Raw genomic sequence first — 14,426 nt, 5'->3', positions numbered from 1 at the left:
GGTGGCGCCCAGCACCGCCTTCGCAGGTGCCGAGCACCGCCTTCCCAGGTGCCGTGGCAGCCCATCCCAGCACGGGAGTTCCGGTTGATCGAGACCACGGGACTGCGCAAGTCCTATCGCAAGAAGACCTCCCGCAAGAGCGGCGAGAACCCCACCGTCGACGCTGTGCGCGGCATCGACCTGTCCGTCGACGCGGGCGAGATCTACGGTTTCCTCGGGCCCAACGGCGCCGGGAAGACCACCACCCTGCGCATGCTGGCCACCCTGATCCGCCCGGACGGCGGTCAGGCCAGCATCGCCGGGGCCGACCTCTTCACCGACCCGGCCGGTGTACGCCGCCGGATCGGCTACGTCGCCCAGGGCGGCGGCACCACCGACACCGTCAGCGCCCGCGAGGAGCTGGTGCTCCAGGCCCGGATGTACGGCGCCGCCAAGGCGCAGGCCGTCCAGGCCGCCGAGGGCGCGCTCAAGGCCTTCGACCTGGCCGAATTCGGCGACCGCCCGTGCGCCACCTACTCCGGCGGCCAGCGCCGCCGGGTGGACATCGCGCTCGGCGTCATCCACGAGCCCCGGGTGCTGTTCCTGGACGAGCCCACGGTCGGGCTGGACCCGGCCAGCCGGGCGTACGTGTGGGAGGAGATCCGCCGGCTGCGCACCGAGGGCATGACCGTCGTCGTCACCACGCACTACCTCGACGAGGCCGACGCCCTGTGCGACCGGGTCGCGATCGTCGACCACGGCCAGGTGGTGGCCGAGGGCACGCCCGAGGTGCTCAAGCGCGAGATCTCCGGCGACGTCGTGCTTCTCGAACTGGAGCCCGGAGAGGGCGTCGCCGAGCGGGCCGCCGAGGTGCTGCGCCCGCAGCCCTACCTGCACCGGCTGGAGTTCAGCGGGGAGAACGGACTGCGGCTCTACCTGGAGGACGGCGCGGCGGCCATCCCGCAACTGCTGCGCGCGCTCGACGGGGCGGGCGTGACGCCCGGCACCGTCCAGCTCCAACGCCCCAGCCTGGACGACGTGTTCCTGGCCCGCACCGGCCGTTCGCTCCAGCAGTCCTGATCCGCCCATTCCTGGGGAGACCATGAAGCTCGCCCGCGACACCTGGCTGGTCTTCCAGCGCCAGGTGCTGCTGATGATCCGCACCCCGATCTGGATCGCCGTCGGGATCATCCAGCCCGTGCTCTACCTGCTGCTGTTCGCCCCGCTGCTGAAGAAGGTGCTCGTCCCCGGCGGTACCAGCAGCTACGCCGACACCTACCAGATGTACGTGCCGGGCCTGTTGGCGGTGCTGTGCATCTTCGGCGGGCTGTTCACCGGCTTCAGCCTGCTCGGCGAGCTGAAGGCCGGCATCATCGAGCGCGCCCGGGTGACGCCGGTGAGCCGGCTGGCGCTGCTGCTCGGGCGGGCGCTGCGGGAGATGGTGGCGCTGCTGGTGCAGGCCGTCCTGATCACCCTGATCGCGCTGCCGTTCGGGCTGAGGGTGAGCCCGCTGAACCTGCTGCTCGCCTACCTGCTGCTCGGGCTGCTGGCGCTGATGACCTCGGCGATCTCCTACGGCATCGCGCTGATGGTGCCGACGGACGCGGCGATGGCACCGGTGGTGAACACCCTCGCGCAGCCGATCGCGCTGCTCTCGGGGGTGCTGCTGCCGCTCACCCTGGCACCGCACTGGCAGCAGCAGGCCGCCAAGTGGAACCCCTTCTACTGGGCGGTGGAGGGCATGCGCGCGCTGTTCTCCGGCCACCTCGGGGACAGTGCGGTGTGGCAGGGCCTGCTGGTCGTCGTGGTGATGACCGTGCTGTCGGTGTACTGGTCGGCCCGGTTGTTCTCCACCCGGGTGCGCTGAGACACGGCAACAGCAGGAGGGGCCCGGCTTGCGAGCCGGGCCCCTCCTGCTGTTGTCGGCGCCACTCAGGAAGCAATCACTCAGGAGGCGATGAACGCCGCCAACTTGGCCACACCGTCAATGATCTGAGCCTGCGTCAGGGAACTGATCGAGAGCCGCAGCCGGTGTTCCCCGCCGCCCGCCGGGTAGAACGGCGCCATCGGCGTCCACAGCACCCCGTAGCCGCGGGCGCAGCGCTCCATCGCCGCGTCGTCGGCGGCGAACGGCACGGTCAGCACCGCGAAGAAGCCGCCCTCGGGCCGGTTCCAGGACACGCCCAGCCGGCGCCGCTCGGAGGCCGGGAAGTGCCGGTCCAGCTCCCGCAGCAGGGTGTCCATGCCGGCCGCGTAGTGGGCCGTGGCGGCGGCGTTGGCGGCGCGCAGCCGGCAGTCGTGGCGCAGCAGCATGCCGCCGATGACGGCCTGGCTGAGCGCGGGCGTGTTGACCGTCGTCATGCTCTTCAGCTTGGCCAGTTCGTCCGCCAGCAGGGTGCGCCGCCCGCCGGGGCCGGCCACCTCCTGGTCGGCCACGACGTAGCCGAGGCGGGCGCCGGGGAAGCAGGTCTTGGCGAAGGAGCCCAGGTAGACCACCTGGCGGCGGCGGTCGAGCGCCTTGAGCGTCGGACGCTCCCCCGGGTCACGGGCGAAGAAGCCGTACGGGTTGTCCTCGATGACGAGCAGGCCCTCCTCGGCGGCCGTCTCCAGCAGCCGGGTGCGGGCCGCGACGGGCATGCTGGTGCCCGAGGGGTTGGCGAAGTCCGGGACGACGTAGAGGGCGCGCGGGCGGCGGCCCTCGGCCCGCACGGCCCGGGCGGCGGCGCGCACGGCCTCCGGGTCGGGGCCGCCGGCCGGCCCCTCGGGGACGGGGAGGGTGGTCAGGTCGAGCAGCCGGGCGGCGCCGGTGACGCCGACGTAGCAGGGTGAGCTGACCAGCAGGACGTCGTCCGGGCCGGCGCACAGGGCGCGCAGGGTGAGCAGCATGCCCTCCTGGGCGCCGACCGTCAGCACCAGGGCCTCGGGGGCCACCGCCAGGCCCTCGTCGTTGGCGAGGGTGCGGGCGACCAGGTCGGCGATGATCCCCTTGGTGGGGCCGTACTGGAACAGCGCGGTGCGCACGGCGTCCCGGTCGAGGCCGCGGGCCGCCAGGTGGGCGAGATAGGTGTCCAGGTAGGCGGGGACGTCCTCGGGTTCGAAGAAGCCCTCGTAGGGGCGGCCGGGGGCGAAGGAGACGGCGTCGGGGTAGCGGGTGGTGACCTCGTTGAGGAAGGTCATCGCGTCCAGCAGCGGGTCGGCCAGGCTGGCGTGCAGGTCGGCCAGGGGCAGGGGCTCGGGCGCGCTCACCGCAGGGCCTCGCGCAGCCGCTCGGCGGCGTAGCGCTGGGCGTCGGCGGCCGCGTCCAGGGTGCCGGTCATGGCGAAGAAGCCGTGCGGCATGCCGGCGTAGCGGCGGCTCTCCACCGGCACCCCGGCCGCGCGCAGCGCCTCGGCGTACTGCTCGCCCTCGTCGCGCAGTGGGTCGTACTCGGCGGTGATGACGGTCGCGGGCGGCAGTCCGGCCAGACCGGGGGCGCGCAGCGGGGAGGCGTGCGGGTGGGCGCCGTCGGCGGGGTCGGCCAGGTAGTGGCCCCAGTACCAGTCCACCGAGCGGCGGTTGAAGAGCATCGGGTCGTCGTGCTCGCGCAGCGAGGGGGTGTCGGCGGCGTGGTCGGTGTTGGGGTAGACGAGCAGTTGGTGGCGCAGGGCCGGGCCGTTCTCGTCGCGGGCGATCAGGGTGAGGGCGGCGGTGAGGTTGCCGCCGGCACTGTCGCCGCCGACGGCGAGCCGGCCCGGGTCGACGCCGAGTTCGCCGGCGTGTGCGGCGAGCCAGTACAGCGCGGCGCGGCAGTCGTGGACGGCGGCGGGGAAGGGGTGTTCGGGGGCGAGCCGGTAGCCGACGGAGGCGGTGACGCAGCCGGCCGCGTTGGTCAGCCGGCGGCAGATCGCGTCGCTGGTGTCGGGCGAGCCGAGGGCCCATCCGCCACCGAACAGGTAGAGCAGGGCCGGTAGTTGACGGCCGGGCGGCTCGGGACGGTAGAGCCGCAGGGCGAGTTCGCCGCCCGGGCCGGGGATGCGGTGCTCCTCGACGGCGGCGACCGGCTCGGGGCTCCCGGCCGCGGCGCGGATGTCGGCGAGGTCGGCGGCACGGGCCTCGGCCAGCGTGAGGGTGTAGAGCGGCGGCGCACCGCTGCTCGCGCGCCGGGCGCGCAGCGCCTCGGCCTGGGGGTGCAGGGGCATGGGTGGTCCCGTTCGGTACAGATTCGGTGCGGGGGCGTCGGCGGGCGGACTCTCAGGGTCCAGGGGCTATGAGCCCAAGGACCCGAGGGCCTGACGAGCCTAGGGGTCTACGGGCCTAACGGTCGGCTTCGACGTAGACGGTCTCGTCGGTGCGGAACGCGGTGTCGAGGTCGGCGACGTCGGGGCGGGCACCCTGGCGGTAGGCGCAGTGGCGGATCCGCTCCGGTTCGAAGCCGGCGAGGGTGAGGACGTGGCGCAGCTCGTCCAGGTCGTAGATCCACTGGTGCCCGTAGTAACGGAAGATCTGGTTGACCAGGAAGGCCGGGCGGGCGGGCATCGGCGGGCCGAAGCCGAGGGTGGTGAGGCGGCGGCGGTGCTTGGCGAGGAAGCCGTCCCCGTTGGCGTAGCCGGCCAGGTAGCGGGCGAGGTCCGGGGTGGTGAGGCGCAGCACGCCGCCGGGGCGCAGGACGCGGCGCACCTCGCGCAGCCAGCCGACCGCGACCGGCATGGTGACGTGCTCGATCAGGTGCTCGGCGTAGACCCAGTCGACGCTGGCGTCGGCGAAGGGCAGCGGCCGGCCGATGTCGAGCTGGGTGAACCAGCGGTCGCCGTCGATCCGGTAGAGGGTGCCGGGTTCGGTGGCGGCGCCGGGGCCGCGCAGGGCGGTGAGGTCGGTGCCGAGTCCTTCCGGGTGGGCGGTCCGGAAGGCGGCGAACTCGATTCCGGTGAGGCCGAGTTCGCGGAATCCGGCGTGGTCGCGGGGCAGCCCGCCGGGGTGCGCTGCGAGCGTGTCGCAGGTGGCGACCTGCTCGCTGAAGGCGTCCAGGCGGGTGGCGAGGCCGTCGGGGTCGTCCCAGTCCCAGCCGGGGAAGGGGTCGTTGCGTTCGGTCTCGGGGGTCGGTTCGGTCATCTGCTGTTCTCCATCCAGTAAGGACAACGTGGTGCGGGCCGTGCGCGGTTCAGCCGGCCGGGCAGGGCCAGGGGGCGAGGGCCGAGCGGTCCAGGTCGGCGAGCCGGGGGCGGCCCAACAGGGCCATGGTGTGCTCCAGTTCCTCGCGCAGCAGGTCGAGGACGCGGTGCACGCCGGCCTCCCCCTCGGTGGCGAGGCCCCAGAGCACCGGACGGCCGACCAGGACGGCGCGGGCGCCGAGGGCGAGCGCGACGGCGATGTCGGCGCCGGTGCGCACCCCGCCGTCGAGCAGCACCGGCAGGTCGGCGGGTACGGCGTCGACGACCTCGGGCAGTGCGGCCAGGGAGGGCAGTGCGCCGTCGAGTTGCCGCCCGCCGTGGTTGGAGACCACGACGGCGTCGGCGCCGTGCTCGGCGGCGAGCCGGGCGTCCTCGGCGGTCAGGATGCCCTTGAGGACCAGCGGCAGCCGGGTGCGGGCGCGCAGCCAGGCGAGGTCGGCCCAGGTCAGGGTGGGGTCGAACTGTTCGCGCGCGTGCTCGGCGATGCCCGAGCCGCCGTCCGTCGCGCGGTGGCTGGCGGACATCAGGTCCTGGTCCAGGTTGACGGCGCGGACGGCGGGCGGGATCGCGAAGCCGTTGCGCAGGTCGCGCAGGCGGCGGCCGATCCTGGGGGCGTCCACGGTCAGGACGAGAGCGGAGTAGCCGGCCGCCTCGGCGCGTTCGACCAGGGCGGCGAGCGCGGCGCGTTCGCGCAGCCAGTACAGCTGGAGCCAGAGCGGGCCGGTGGCGGCGGCCGCGATCTCCTCCAGGGTGCGGCTGGCGAACATGCCGGCGACCAGCAGGGCCCCGGCGCGGCCGGCGGCGCGCGCGGTGGCGGTCTCGCCCTCCGGGTCGACCAGCCGGTGGTAGGCCATCGGGGCGATGCCGACCGGCAGGCCGAGCGGCGCGCCGAGCAGTGTGCGCCCGGGCGAGCAGTCGGAGACGTCGACCATCGTGCGCGGGCGCAGTGCATAGCGCGCGAACATTTCCCGGTTCGCCGCCACGGTGCGTTCCGTGCCGCTGCCACCTTCGATGAAGTCCCATATTTCCGGGGAAAGTTGCGCGCGCGCGGCGTGCTCCATCCCGGCCAGCGTGAGTTCTCCCACGGGCGTCCTCGATTCCGGGCGGCCACGCGTGGACCAGCCCCGGTTCCGCAGCGTAGGAGCAACAACCACATTGGTATAGACCTTGATTTGACCAAACGTCTGTGCAATCGTCTGGCAACGGAATTGACCGTTTTGGTTGTGAACGGCGTTCATGTCAAATCCCCTCACTTGTGTGGAGCGGTGTTGACCGGCATTTCCCCCTCTTCACTTCCGCCTTCCTCACCGCCGCACGCCGACGCCCCGGACGCCTGGGTCGACCGGCTGTTGCTGGCCGGTCCCGGAGGCGAGGAGTGCCTGCATCTCGGCGGACCACTCGACCGGGACGCCCTGCGCGCCCTGGTCGACGAACAGGCCGCGCACCTCGCCGCGGCCGGACTCGGCCCCGGCGGCACCGCCGCGCTACGGCTGCCGCCCTCGGTGGCGTTCGTCACGGTGCTGCTGGCGTGCTGGCGGCTCGGCGCCCAAGTGGCGCTGCTCGACCACCGCTTGACGGACCACGAGGTCGACGCGGCGGTCGCGCGGCTGGCTCCGCAGGTCCTGGTAGGCTCCGCCCACCGGCCCGCGGCCGCTCTGCGCGGCTTCTCCGAGGTCGAGCCGGTGGCCGTCCGGCTGCCGGACGGGCTCCCGGCCCGCACCGGGCACGCGCTGATCCAGCTCAGCTCCGGATCCACCGGCCCGGCCAAGGTCATCGCCCGCACGGCCGCCGACCTGCTCCGCGAACTCGACTGCTACCACAGGCTGGTGGAGTTCCCCGGCGAGGGCGAGCGGGTCGTCCTGCTGTCCTCCGTGGTGCACGTGCTCGGCCTGGTCGGCGGACTGCTCAACAGTCTGCACGCGCGGGCCGCGCTCACCGTGCCCGAGCGGATGACGGCGGCGGGCATCCTCGCCGCGGTCGCCGCCGGCGACCGGCCGACCACCGTCATCGGGGTGCCCTTCCACGCCGAACTGCTGGCCGGCACCGTCAACCCCCCGGCGCTGCCGGGGCTGCGACGGATGATCGTAGCCGGCGAACTGGTCCGCCCGGGCCTGCCCGCGCTGTTCGCCGACCGCTACGGCGTCCCGCTCGGCACCATGTACGGGATGACCGAGACCGGGGTCATCGCCACCGACCTGTCCGGCACGCTCCACCCGGCCAAGCAGCCCGTCCACGGGATGCGGCTGCGGATGGTCGCGGGCGAGCTGCGGATCGGCACGGAGGCCTCGCCCTACCCGGGGCTGGACGACCCGACCCGCTGGTCGGACGGCTGGCTGCACACCCGCGACGCGGCCGAACTCGACCCGGCCACCGGCCTGGTCACCGTCCTCGGCCGGCTGGACTCACAGGTCTCGATCGGCGGCCTCAAGGTCGACCTCACCGAGGTCGAGCAGACCCTCACCGCACTGCCCGAGGTCCGCGAGGCCGTCGTGGTCTTCGAGGACGGCGCGATCGAGGCCTACCTCGCCACCGAACCCGACGCCGACCTCGCCCTCGTCCAGGACGGGCTGGCCCGCCGGCTCGCCGCCTACAAGCGGCCGCGACGGCTCGCCCTGCTGCCCCGACTCCCCCGTACCGCCACCGGAAAACTCCTGCGCGACCCGGCCGCCCTGCGCAGCACCGCCACGGCCGCCGCGCTCTGATCCACCGCACGCACCCCGACAAGGAGCCACACCATGCAGGACCGCGTCCGCGAGTTCGTCCTCGCCTCGCTCACCGAGATGCAGTACGACGTCTCCGAGGTCACCGGGGACACCGACCTCGGCCCGGCCGGGCTGGACCTCGAATCGCTCGCGCTGGCCGAGCTGTCGGTGCAGGTCGAGGACGAGTTCGGGATCAAGTTCGACCTCGACGAGATGGAGACCACCGCGCTGATGACGCTCGACGAGTTCACCGCCGACGTCGTCAAGCGGATCGACGCCGGCGCAGCCACCGCCACCGCCGGCAGCCCGGCGTGAGCGGCTCCGCCCTCCCCGACCGGGCCGAGGTCCGCGCGATGCTGGCGGCGTTCGGGCAGCGCGCCGCCGACACCGTGCCCGACGACCTCGGATCGCTCGAACTCACCTGGCTCATAGCCGAGTTCGAGCAGCGCTACGGCATCCAGGTGGACCTCGACGACGACCGCTTCGGCGCCGTCCGGACGGTCGACGACGCCACCGAACTGCTGCGCGCGGCCGTCCTGGCCGAACGTGTGGGCGCCCGGCCATGACCACCGGCGCGCCCTCCGCGCACCGGCCGCGCGGCCGGCCGGTGGTCACCGGGCTCGGCGTGCTCAGCGCCGCCGGGCGCGGACTCGGCCCGCTGACCGAGGCCGCCGCCCACGGCAAGACCGCCTTCGGCCCGGTCACCCGCTTCGACGTGAGCGCCCGCCGCACCACCCGGGCCGCACTGCTGCCCGACGACGTGCCGCTCGCCCACACCTTCCCGCTGGCCCGCGCGGTGCTCGACGCCGTCGGCCAGGCCTGCCGCCAGGCCGGACTGACCGCCGCCGACGGCGCGGACACGCCCGTCCTGCTCGCCCTGCACAGCGACGAACGGACCAGGGGCACCGCCGACGCGGTGGCCGCCGGCGTCCGCGCCGCCTGGGGCACCGCGGGCGTCACCCGGGTGTACACCGGCGCCTGCGTGGCGGCCGCGACCGCCGTCGCGGACGCCGCGGCGCTGGTCGCCACCGGGCGGCACGAGCGGGTCCTGGTCGCGGCCGGGCACCTGGTCGAGCCGGGTGTGTTCGCCGTCTTCGACGCCGGCCGCGCGCTGGCCCGGGACGGCGAGCTGCGCCCGTTCAGCACCGGCCGCACGGGCACCCTGCTCGGCGACGCGGCCGCCGCCGTGCTGGTCGAGGCCGCCCCGGCCGCCGAACGGCGCGGCGCCGCCGCCCTCGCCCGGCTGGCCGGCTGGGGCCGGGCCGGGGACGCCCACCACGTGTGCCGCCCCGAACCGGACGGCGGCGGAGTCGCCCGGGCCGTCGAGGCCGCGCTCACCCGCGCCGGCGTCGCCCCGGCCGAGGTCGGCTACGTCAACGCCAACGGCACCGGCTCCACCCTCGCCGACCAGGCCGAGGCGAGCGCGCTGCGCCGGGTCTTCGGCACGCACACCGCCCAACTCCCGGTCAGCTCCAGCAAATCCGTCCACGGGCACGCCCTGGAAGCCTCCGCCCTGCTCGAACTCGCCGTCACCATCGGCGCGTTGGACACCGGACAGCTCCCGGTCAACGCCGGCTGGCTCGGCCCGGACCCAGACGTCGGCCTGGACCTCGTCCTGGACGGCCCCCGCGCCGCCCGCCCCCGCTACGCACTCAGCCTCAACTCCGCCTTCGGCGGCGCCAACACCGCCCTGCTGGTGGCCCCCGCATGACCGGCCACCAGACCCCGCCCGCCGTCCGACGGCGCCGACCCCGTACCCCGGCACCCACACCATGACCACCGACGCCACAGACTCCGACACCACGGCCTTCGACGCCACAGACCCCGACGCCACGAACGTCGGCGCCGCACCCGCCCCGGCCGCCGCCCGGCTGCGGGTCCTCGCCGAGGCCCGCCGACCCGACCCCGGCTCGGCCGACCCCGACCTGGCCGGCCCACCGCCACCGCTGCCCGGCTTCGCCGCCTCCGGCTTCAACCCGCTGGTCGCCGACACCGCCGACCGCTGCCTGCGCGCCCACCACGGCGCCCCGCCCGCCCCCGGGCGGACCGCACTGCTGCTGGCCAGCGCCGGCGGCGACCGCGCCACCGCGCGGGCCATCGACCAGAGCGCCGAACCCGGACGGCGCCCCGCACCGCTGCTGTTCTTCCAGTCCAACCCCAACGCCGTCCTCGGGCACATCGCCGCCCGCTGGGGCCTGACCGGCCCCGTCGTGGCGATCAGCCCGGCCCACGCCGTCCCCGGGCAGGTGCCCGCGGACGCGCTCGACCTCGCGGCGCTGCTCCTCGCGGACGGCGACGCCGACCAGGTGCTGGTCATCGCCGCCGAACCGGGCGACGACCGACCGGGCGAGGCCGCCGGACACGCGGTGGCCGTCCTGGTCACCGGCTGACGTCCTGGTCACCGCCTCAGTCACCGCCCGAGTCGCCGCCTCAGTCACCGGCTGAACCGTCCGGCCACCGCCGGCCGTACCCACGGACGAGGCCCGACGACTGAAGCAGCCGCACCCGGCAGACCAGCATCCGGCCCCGTCACCCACCCAGGCGCCGTCGCACCCGCCGACAGCCCACCGACACCCGCCGACACCGTTCGCCGACACCCTTCGCCGCCCGCGCGGCCGCCCGACCCACGCCAACCGATCAGCCGCCCGGGCCGTCTCCGGCCCCGAGGGAGGGATCCACCCCGTGACCATCCGCAGTGTCCGCAGCCTGATCGCGGACGACCCCGACGTGGGCGCCGGCAACGTCCTGACCGCCCGGCTCGCACTCGGCCTCGGCCTCGACGAACCGCTGCTGACCTTCGACACCCCGGTGGACGACCACCCCGCCTGGCAGCCGCTCACCCTGCGCGAGCTCGACCGCGCCGTCCGGGCCCGCGCCGCCGCCCTGCACGCCCTCGGCATCACCCGGCGCGACCCAGTGGTGGTCTTCGCCAGCGACGCCGCCGACCACGTGCTCGCCTTCCTCGCCCTGACCCGGCTCGGCGCCATCCCCGCGCTGCTCAACCCCAACGTGGACGGCGAGCGGGCCGCCCGCTACATCGCCCGCCTCGGCGCCGTCGGCGTCCTCGCCGACCCGGCCCACCTGGCCGCGCTGGCCGGCCACGACCCCGGCGCGCCGCTGCTGCCCGAGATCTCCACCCTCGGCGCGGGCGACCCGGACGCCGCCCCCGAGCCGTACCGGCACTGGTCCGGCGACCCGGTGGCGATCACCCACTCCTCCGGCACCACCGGGATGCCCAAGGCCGTCGTCCACTCGCACGCGAGCCTGTACGCGGCGATCCGCCACCGGCTGCGGCTGCCCCGCCCGCAGGGCCAGGACCGGATGCTCAGCGCGCTGCCCGCGCCGCACGCCGCCACCCTGATCGCGCTCAACCTGGCGCTCAGCTCGCACACCGAACTCGCCGTGCTGTCACGGCAGTCCGGCGCCGGGGTGCTGGACGCGATCGAGCAGTGGCGGCCCACCGGGGTGATCGGCTTCGCCGCCACCTGGGCCGAACTCGCCCACCACGACCTCGCCACCCGGGACCTCGCCACCGTCGCCCTGTGGTGGAACACCGGCGACTGCGCGCACGAGGTGCACATCCGCCGCCTGATCGCCACCGGCAGCCGGGAGTCCGTCACCCGCGCGGGCCGCACCCGGACGCCGGGCTCACTGTTCGTCGACGGCCTGGGCTCCACCGAGATGGGCCACTCGCACTTCTTCATCACCCACGGCCCCGGCACCGAGCGCTACGGGCGCTGCGTCGGGCGCCCGCACGCCTTCGTCGACTGCGAGGTGGTCGGCCCGGACGGCGAGCCGCTCGGCCCCGGCGAGGTCGGCGAACTCGCCACCTCCTCACCGACCCTGGCGCTCGGCTACTGGAACGACTCGGCCACCACCTTCCGCACCCGGATCCGCGGCCGCTTCCTCACCGGCGACCTGATGTACCGGGACGAGGAGGGCTACTACTACCACGTCGACCGGGCCGTCGACTCGGTCGAACTCGGCGACGGCAAGCGGCTGTTCACCGCCATGTCGGAGGAGCGGGTGCTGGCCGCCCGCCCGGACGTGGCGGACTGCACGGTGGTCGCCGTGCGGGACGGCGAGCGCGTGGTCACCGACGTGCTGCTGATCCTCGCCGCCGACGCCGACCCGGCCGCCGACCGGACCAAGGACGTCATCGCCGCCCTGGACGAGGCCGCCGCCGCGACCGTGCGCCAGGTGCTGGTCGTCTCCGGGGACGACATCCCGCTCGGCCCCACCGGCAAGGTCCGCAAGGTGCTGCTGCGCCAGCGCTACCTCGACGCCGCGGCCGGTGCCCGATGACCCGCCGCGAGGGCGCCGTCGTCACCGGCCTCGGCCTGGTCTCGCCGCTCGGCCGCAAGCCCGCCGAGGTGTTCGACGCGCTCAACGCCGGGCGCTCCGGGCTGACCGCCGTTCCCGAGGGCCACGCCGCGCACGGCTGGCTGCCCGCCGCCGGGATCGCCCCCGCCGTGGACGGCCGCGAGGTGCTGCCGCCCACCGAGACCCGCTGCGTGGACCGCTTCGTGCTGCTCGCCCTGGCCGCCGCCGACGACGCGCTCGCCGACGCCGGCCTGGTCGTCGGCCGGGACGCCGACCCGCACCGCACCGCCGTGGTGCTGGCCACCGGCGGCGGCGGGCTGGAGACCTTCGAGCAGCAGTCGCACCGCCGGCTGGAACGCGGCCGCCCCGGCGTCAGCCCGTACCTGCTGCCGGGCATGCTCTCCAACATGGCCACCGCCCGGATCGCCATCAAACACGGGATCCGCGGCTACAGTTCGGCCGTGGTGACGGCCTGCGCGGCCGGCGCCCAGGCCGTCGCCGAGGGGCTGCGGCTGATCCGCTCCGGCGACGCGGACGTGGTGGTGTGCGGCGGCACCGAGTCCTCGCTGCACCCGACCATCGCCGCCGCCTTCACCAACGCCCGTGCGCTCGCCCAGGGTTGGGACGACCCTGAGCAGGCCAGCCGGCCCTTCGACACCCGCCGCAACGGCTTCGTGCTCGGCGAGGGCAGCGCCGTCCTCGTCCTGGAACGCGCCGACCACGCCGACGCCCGCGGCGCCGCCGGGTACGCGGACGTCATCGGCTGGGGCGCCTCCACCGACGCCCACCACCCGACCATGCCCCGCCCCGACGGCTCCGGCGCCGCCGACGCGATGCGCGCCGCACTCGCCAACGCGGGGCTGGCACCGGGCGACATCGACTACGTGAACGCCCACGGCACCGGCACCAAGCTCGGCGACGTGGCCGAGACCGCGGCCCTGCGCGCCGTCTTCGGCGCGCACCCGCCCGCGGTCAGCTCCACCAAGGGTGCCACCGGTCATCTCCTCGGCGCCGCAGGCGCGTTGGAGGCGGTGGTGACCGCCCTGGCGGTGGCGAGGGGGACGCTGCCGCCGACACTCAACCTGACCGACCCCGACCCGGCCTGCGACCTGGACCACGTCCGGGGCGGGGCCCGGTCCGCACCGGTGCGCGCCGCGCTGAGCAACGCCTTCGCCTTCGGCGGCCACAACCTCAGCCTGATCCTCGGCCCGGCGTCCACCCGGGCCGCCAAGTAGCGCGCCGATCCACGCCCTTCCATCCCTCCGGGGGAGATCCCGTTGTCCATCCAGTCCATCACCCACGTCGAGTTCCACTGCGCGGACGCCGACAAGACCGCGGCCGGGCTCTGCGCCGACTTCGACTTCACCGCCGACGCCCCGGAGACCGCACCGGACGGCGCCCGCACCATCCGGCTGCGCCAGGGCTCGATCCGGATGCACCTGGCCTCCGCCGCCGACCCTGACCACCCGGTGGCCGGCTTCGTCGCCCGGCACGGGGACGGCGTCGCCGCCCTCGCCCTCGCCTGCACCGACCCGCAGGCCGCGCTGGAGCGCGCCGAGCGGCACGGCGCCCGCGTGCTGGACCGGGCCGGCGGGCTGATCGCCGGCTTCGGCGACACCGCCCTGCGGTTCGTGCCGCTGCCCACCGCCGACCCCGCCGACGAGCCGGGCCTGCTGGACGCCCTGGACCACGTCGCGATCTGCGTCCCGGCCGGCGAACTCGCCGACGCCGTACGGTTCTGCGAGGCCGCGCTCGGCTTCCACCGGATCTTCGGCGAGTACATCGAGGTCGGCCAGCAGGCCATGGACTCCAGCGTGGTGCAGAGCGCCTCCGGCGAGGTCACCTTCACCCTGATCGAGCCGGACACCACCCGGCGGCCCGGCCAGATCGACGAGTTCCTGGCCTCCCACGACGGCGCCGGAGTGCAGCACCTGGCCTTCCGCACCGGTGACATCGCCACCGCCGTCCGGACCGCCCGGGCCAACGGCGTGGAGTTCCTGAGCACCCCGGGCGCCTACTTCGACGCCCTGGCCGAGCGGTTCGGCGAGACGGCCATCCCGGTGGAGACCCTGCGCGACCTGCACGTGCTCGTCGACCAGGACCACGGCGGCCAGCTGTTCCAGATCTTCGTCCGCTCCACCCACCCGCGGCGGACGTACTTCCTGGAGCTGATCGAGCGCCAGGGCGCGGGCACCTTCGGCACCGCGAACATCAAGGCCCTGTACGAGGCCGTCGAGCGGCAGAGCTCCGACGCCGCCGTCTGACCGCCGCCCAC

At 74.8% G+C, this 14,426-nt stretch carries 14 protein-coding genes; 10 read left to right on the top strand and 4 right to left on the bottom strand.

Annotated elements, in window-relative coordinates; translation table 11 throughout:
- Positions 1 to 84 precede the first annotated feature (84 nt).
- Positions 85 to 1,059 carry an ATP-binding cassette domain-containing protein gene (locus tag AB0R04_RS24545; RefSeq protein WP_363374682.1) on the top strand — a complete coding sequence of 325 codons (975 nt, stop codon included), beginning with the start codon at positions 85 to 87 and terminating at the stop codon, positions 1,057 to 1,059.
- 22 nt (positions 1,060 to 1,081) lie between these two features.
- Positions 1,082 to 1,846: an ABC transporter permease gene (locus AB0R04_RS24540; protein WP_063350667.1), complete on the top strand. Its 765-nt coding sequence runs from the start codon at positions 1,082 to 1,084 to the stop codon at positions 1,844 to 1,846.
- Positions 1,847 to 1,926: 80 nt separating this feature from the next.
- Here the strand turns inward: AB0R04_RS24540 and AB0R04_RS24535 are convergent, their stop codons facing one another.
- The 4 genes from AB0R04_RS24535 to AB0R04_RS24520 all read right to left on the bottom strand — a co-directional run bounded on the left by AB0R04_RS24535 (position 1,927) and on the right by AB0R04_RS24520 (position 6,211).
- Positions 1,927 to 3,225, bottom strand: a complete 1,299-nt coding sequence (locus tag AB0R04_RS24535; protein WP_363374679.1) for a PLP-dependent aminotransferase family protein — start codon at positions 3,223 to 3,225, stop codon at positions 1,927 to 1,929.
- Complete coding sequence (locus AB0R04_RS24530; protein WP_363374676.1) at positions 3,222 to 4,157, bottom strand: alpha/beta hydrolase; 936 nt, start codon at positions 4,155 to 4,157, stop codon at positions 3,222 to 3,224. Before AB0R04_RS24530 ends, AB0R04_RS24535 begins: the two co-directional genes overlap by 4 nt.
- Before the next feature lie 115 nt (positions 4,158 to 4,272).
- A complete protein-coding gene (locus AB0R04_RS24525; RefSeq protein ID WP_363374673.1) occupies positions 4,273 to 5,067 on the bottom strand; it encodes a methyltransferase domain-containing protein in 795 nt (264 codons plus the stop codon).
- 49 nt (positions 5,068 to 5,116) lie between these two features.
- Positions 5,117 to 6,211 carry an alpha-hydroxy acid oxidase gene (locus tag AB0R04_RS24520; protein WP_363374671.1) on the bottom strand — a complete coding sequence of 365 codons (1,095 nt, stop codon included), beginning with the start codon at positions 6,209 to 6,211 and terminating at the stop codon, positions 5,117 to 5,119.
- A 180-nt stretch (positions 6,212 to 6,391) separates the two neighbouring features.
- Here AB0R04_RS24520 and AB0R04_RS24515 point away from each other — a divergent pair, with 180 nt between their 5' ends.
- The 8 genes from AB0R04_RS24515 to hppD all read left to right on the top strand — a co-directional run bounded on the left by AB0R04_RS24515 (position 6,392) and on the right by hppD (position 14,415).
- The gene (locus AB0R04_RS24515) at positions 6,392 to 7,828 is read left to right on the top strand and encodes an AMP-binding protein (protein WP_363374669.1); all 1,437 of its coding nucleotides are present in this window, start codon (positions 6,392 to 6,394) and stop codon (positions 7,826 to 7,828) included.
- 33 nt (positions 7,829 to 7,861) lie between these two features.
- Entirely contained in the window at positions 7,862 to 8,143 is a 282-nt protein-coding gene (locus tag AB0R04_RS24510; RefSeq protein WP_363374667.1) for a phosphopantetheine-binding protein, read from the top strand.
- A complete protein-coding gene (locus AB0R04_RS24505) occupies positions 8,140 to 8,394 on the top strand; it encodes a hypothetical protein (protein WP_079136142.1) in 255 nt (84 codons plus the stop codon). The genes AB0R04_RS24510 and AB0R04_RS24505 overlap by 4 nt, the downstream gene beginning before the upstream one ends.
- Entirely contained in the window at positions 8,391 to 9,539 is a 1,149-nt protein-coding gene (locus AB0R04_RS24500; protein ID WP_363374664.1) for a beta-ketoacyl synthase N-terminal-like domain-containing protein, read from the top strand. Before AB0R04_RS24505 ends, AB0R04_RS24500 begins: the two co-directional genes overlap by 4 nt.
- Positions 9,540 to 9,600: 61 nt before the next feature.
- Positions 9,601 to 10,218 carry a hypothetical protein gene (locus AB0R04_RS24495; protein ID WP_363374661.1) on the top strand — a complete coding sequence of 206 codons (618 nt, stop codon included), beginning with the start codon at positions 9,601 to 9,603 and terminating at the stop codon, positions 10,216 to 10,218.
- Between the two features lie 292 nt (positions 10,219 to 10,510).
- The gene (locus tag AB0R04_RS24490) at positions 10,511 to 12,133 is read left to right on the top strand and encodes a class I adenylate-forming enzyme family protein (RefSeq protein WP_363374659.1); all 1,623 of its coding nucleotides are present in this window, start codon (positions 10,511 to 10,513) and stop codon (positions 12,131 to 12,133) included.
- Positions 12,130 to 13,386: a beta-ketoacyl-[acyl-carrier-protein] synthase family protein gene (locus AB0R04_RS24485; protein ID WP_363374657.1), complete on the top strand. Its 1,257-nt coding sequence runs from the start codon at positions 12,130 to 12,132 to the stop codon at positions 13,384 to 13,386. Before AB0R04_RS24490 ends, AB0R04_RS24485 begins: the two co-directional genes overlap by 4 nt.
- A gap of 42 nt (positions 13,387 to 13,428) precedes the next feature.
- Positions 13,429 to 14,415, top strand: a complete 987-nt coding sequence (gene hppD, locus AB0R04_RS24480) for a 4-hydroxyphenylpyruvate dioxygenase (protein WP_363374655.1) — start codon at positions 13,429 to 13,431, stop codon at positions 14,413 to 14,415.
- Positions 14,416 to 14,426: the final 11 nt, after the last annotated feature.

Source organism: Kitasatospora sp. NPDC056731 (assembly GCF_040687675.1).
In the GTDB taxonomy this organism is placed as follows: domain Bacteria; phylum Actinomycetota; class Actinomycetes; order Streptomycetales; family Streptomycetaceae; genus Kitasatospora.
Note: the sequence above shows the minus strand (reverse complement) of the source record. Positions and strands in the feature narration are given on the sequence as shown.